Raw genomic sequence first — 3,916 nt, forward strand, 5'->3', positions numbered from 1 at the left:
TTCCAGCATGTATTACCGAACACTAGTTGTAACCTGCTGATTCCATGTTATGGATGTTCGCTGTTTTTCTGGGTTCGCAGCATAATCTCTATTTATTCAACAAAGCCGTAGACTGATTGCAAATTTATCTTTATGTAAACCCGAGTAATATTTTTACCTGACGCTGATTGGACTTTTTTTAGCCAGTCCCACGCGATTAGGGTGGCTCAGCGCCACAGCTTGCGGTGCTACCGCCGAAATCAGCGAGGTTGAAAACCGTTGGTTGGCGATTGCCGACGTGCCTGAGAAAGCCGAAATAAAGGCGGAAGCTGAGGCCGAAGCGAAACCTGATGCAGTGGCCGATGCCAAAGCCACTGCCGAACCCGCTGCCGCAGCAGATTGGCTACGTGCTGCTGAAAGCTGGGGTAAAGAGTGAGCTATATGACGGCACTCTGCGCAGCGATCGTCCGTGCCCGCGCAGCAAAAATAATAACGGACAGAGTAAAGTCTGTAGCAATAATGATACGGCGACCTGGATCTTGGGATAGTCGCTGGGCGCGCTAAAGCCTGCTGCCAGGGAGGGCAGCAGCAGTCCCATCCACCCTCTAGTGAAGCCCCTTTTTTTGCCAGCTGGCACACAGCCGAGACTAATAAATTCTGATGACGTTAGAACTTCCCGCTGACCCAGCCACTCCGGTCAGCACAGACAATCCCCTGATTACAGCAGCGTCACCGCTGCTGAATGCTATCGTGCAAATCCGCCTAGCGGCCACGCATGACGACCCCGCCGGTCTGCGCCATCAGCTGATCGACGAAATGCGCCAGTTCGAGACCCGCTGCAAGCAGGCAGCCATGCCGTTCGAGATGATCATCGGTGCCCGTTACTGCCTGTGTGCTGTGCTGGATGAAGCCACGGCGCAAACGCCATGGGGCAGCCGTGGCATCTGGTCCGGCAGCGGCCTACTGGTGACTTTCCATAATGAGAGCTGGAGCGGAGAGAAAGTTTTTCAGCTGCTGGCGCGGATTTCGCAAAACCCGGCGCAGCATCTCTGGCTGCTTGAATTGATCCACTACTGCTTACTGCTGGGATACGAGGGGTGCTATCGTGGCATGGATAATGGTCGCCTGCAGCGTGATACCGTTCGCACCCGGCTGGCGCATCTGATCGCCGACGTGCGCTGCACCGCCCCGCTGCCTCCACTCCAAGTGGCCGACGCCGCGCAGCACAATGCTCTGTGGCACCCGCTGGTGCCGCTGTGGGCCTGCACAACCATTGCGGCGTTTATCGCCTGCCTTATCTTTTCAGGTCTTAACTGGCGGCTGGGTAACACCGCCGAACCGCTGCTGAGCGCTATCTGGCAGGTACCGCTGCCGAAAGTGGTGGCCGGTCAGCGCGCTGCCGCTCCGCAGGCGCTGATTGATCTGCGCCAACGCCTGAGCGATCTAATTGCCGATCGCCAGCTCAACGTTACTGACAGCGCCAACGGTAGCAAGGTGATCATCGCCGCCGATCGCCTGTTTAGCTCGCCTGCTACCGTCCTGTCGCCGGAAGGTCGGGCGCTGGTGGCCCGTGTCGCCACGGCGATGGAGTCAGGTAAAGGCACGATTGTAGTCAGCGTGTTCACCGATGATCGGCATATTCGCTCCAGCCGCTTCTCCTCAAACTACGAATACTCTACCGCCCAGGCTTGCGCCATCAGCACCATGATGGCGCAGATGATCGCCCAGCAGGGGATCAGCATACGTACTCAGGGACGCGGGGACAGCGGTGCGCTGCTGCCTAACGACAGCCCGGAAAATCGGGCGCAGAACCGCCGTGTCGAAATCACACTGTTTGCTGCTCCGGATAGCGATGACAACAGCCCAACTACGGGGAAAAACTAAGTTGAAAACCTTTTTCTCATGGCTTTCCAGCCGCCTGATATGGGGCCTGGTGGGGATTACCGCGCTTTCCGCTCTGATCTGGATGGTCGACCCGCTGCTAACCTTTACCCGCTTCCAGGCACTGGAAAGCCCGCTGAATCGCCAGCTGCTGATTGGCCTGTGCTATTTCCTTTGGGTGCTGTTCCAGCTGATCCCACAGCTCTACCGCGCTTGGTTCAACAGCAAGCTACTGACCCGCCTGCAACTCAGCAACAGCGGCTATGCGGAGCTGCAGGCAACTGGCGAAATGCTTGATAACCGCTTTAGCGAAGCGGCGCTGCTGCTGAAGAAAACCCAATTCGGCAAGCGCGATAAATGGTTCCAGCGCTTCAGCGCCCAGTACCTTTGTCAACTGCCGTGGTATTTGATTATCGGCGCACCCGGTGCCGGTAAGACCACTGCGCTGATCAACTCCGGGCTGAAGTTTCTACTTAGCGAAGCGCTAGATAAAACCGCGTTGCGCGGCGTAGGCGGCACGCGCAACTGCGACTGGTGGTTCACCGACCGCGCCGTGCTGCTGGACACCGCCGGGCGCTATGCCCTGCAGGAGAGCCAGCGCGTGCGCGATGCCAGCGAGTGGCAGACCTTTATCACGCTGTTGAAGCGCTACCGGCCGCGCCAGCCGATCAACGGAGTGATCATAACCATCAGCGTCGCCGACCTGTTAAGCGACTCGGCAGAGGTGCGTCACGCCCAGGCCAGCGCCCTGCGCAAGCGTATGGCGGAGCTGCATCAGCAAACCGGGATCCACTTCCCGGTGTATATCATGGTGACCAAAACAGACCTGCTGAAAGGCTTTATGAGTTACTTTGCGCGGCTGGAGAAGAGCCAGCGCGATCGGATCTGGGGCTTTACCTTTCCATGGGAGGCCAGCCGCCAGAGTGAGCACCGCCTTAATGCGCTTTTTGGACAGCAGTTCAGCCAGCTCAATGCGCGGCTGATGAGCGATCTGAGCGGGAAAATGGCGCAGGAAGGTGACCTGACGCTGCGCGCTGAATGCTTCCAGTTCCCGCAGGAGTTTCGCGCCCTGCGCCCGCTGCTGGCAGAATATCTCAATATCGTCTTTACCCCGGACAATGACGAAGTTCCTTGTTCAGCGCGCGGCCTGTTCTTTACCAGCGGAACCCAAGAAGGCTTGCCGTTTGACCGCGTGATGGGCGAACTGTCGCGCAAGCTGCAGCTACCGCAGGCTCAGGGCCAGTCGATTGCCAGCTGGGACAGCGTCAACCGCAGTGCGCCGATCCCGGCCAACAAAGGTCAGAGCTTCTTTATCCGCGGGCTGCTCAGCGATGTGGTATTTAAAGAGAACCGCCTAGCCAGCAGCGACCGTCGGTGGGAGCAGCGCAACCGCCTGCTGCACTGGACCGGCTACAGCACGCTGGCGATTGCGCTGCTGGCTGCTTCGGCGCTCTGGGTGACCAGCTACTATAAGAACTACCACTATTTGCAGGAAGTCGCCACCCGCCTGCCTGCCGTCAATCAAGCGGCCACGCGACTGACGCAGGATAATCACGGGGATATGCTGGATCTGCTACCCTTCTTAAACAGCTTGCTCTCCCTGCCGCAGAGTCAGGCGTTCGCGCTGGATAAGCCGCCACTAACCCTGCGCGGTGGGCTGTATCGTGGCGACCAGATTAGCGATGCCGTATGGAGATTGTATCAGGGAGCGCTCAAGTCACTGCTGTTACCGCGTGTCGCCCAGACGATTACCCAGACGCTGCGCAGCGACAACGGCGAAGATGCCGAGTTCAGCCGTAATGCGCTGCATGCTTATCAAATGCTCTACCAGCCGAGCAGCTATGACGGTGAGTTTTTACGAGGCTGGGTGATGCAGAACTTACAGCGCAGCCTGCCACCCAGCGTCACCACGCGCCAGCTGCAGCAGCTGGACTGGCACCTTAACCAGCTGCTTGACTGCCAGATCCTCAGTTCTTCTTGTCTGCGTGATAATGCGCTGATGATGAAGAAGCTGTCGCTTAATCTGGAGAATGCCGGGCATGACCGGAGCTCCGCT

The 3,916-nt window shown here is 58.2% G+C and carries 3 protein-coding genes; all 3 read left to right on the forward strand.

Going from position 1 to position 3,916, the window contains the following annotated elements:
* The first annotated feature begins 329 nt into the window (after positions 1-329).
* Positions 330-527: a hypothetical protein gene (locus BBW68_RS12040; RefSeq protein WP_070135551.1), complete on the forward strand. Its 198-nt coding sequence runs from the start codon at positions 330-332 to the stop codon at positions 525-527.
* Positions 528-639: 112 nt separating this feature from the next.
* Positions 640-1,863 carry a type IVB secretion system protein IcmH/DotU gene (icmH, locus tag BBW68_RS12045; protein WP_070135552.1) on the forward strand — a complete coding sequence of 408 codons (1,224 nt, stop codon included), beginning with the start codon at positions 640-642 and terminating at the stop codon, positions 1,861-1,863.
* Position 1,864: 1 nt separating this feature from the next.
* Positions 1,865-3,916: type VI secretion system membrane subunit TssM (gene tssM, locus BBW68_RS12050; RefSeq protein ID WP_245675261.1), on the forward strand; the 2,052-nt coding region annotated here is incomplete at its 3' end.

This window comes from Candidatus Erwinia dacicola (assembly GCF_001756855.1).
Taxonomy (GTDB): domain Bacteria; phylum Pseudomonadota; class Gammaproteobacteria; order Enterobacterales; family Enterobacteriaceae; genus Erwinia; species Erwinia dacicola.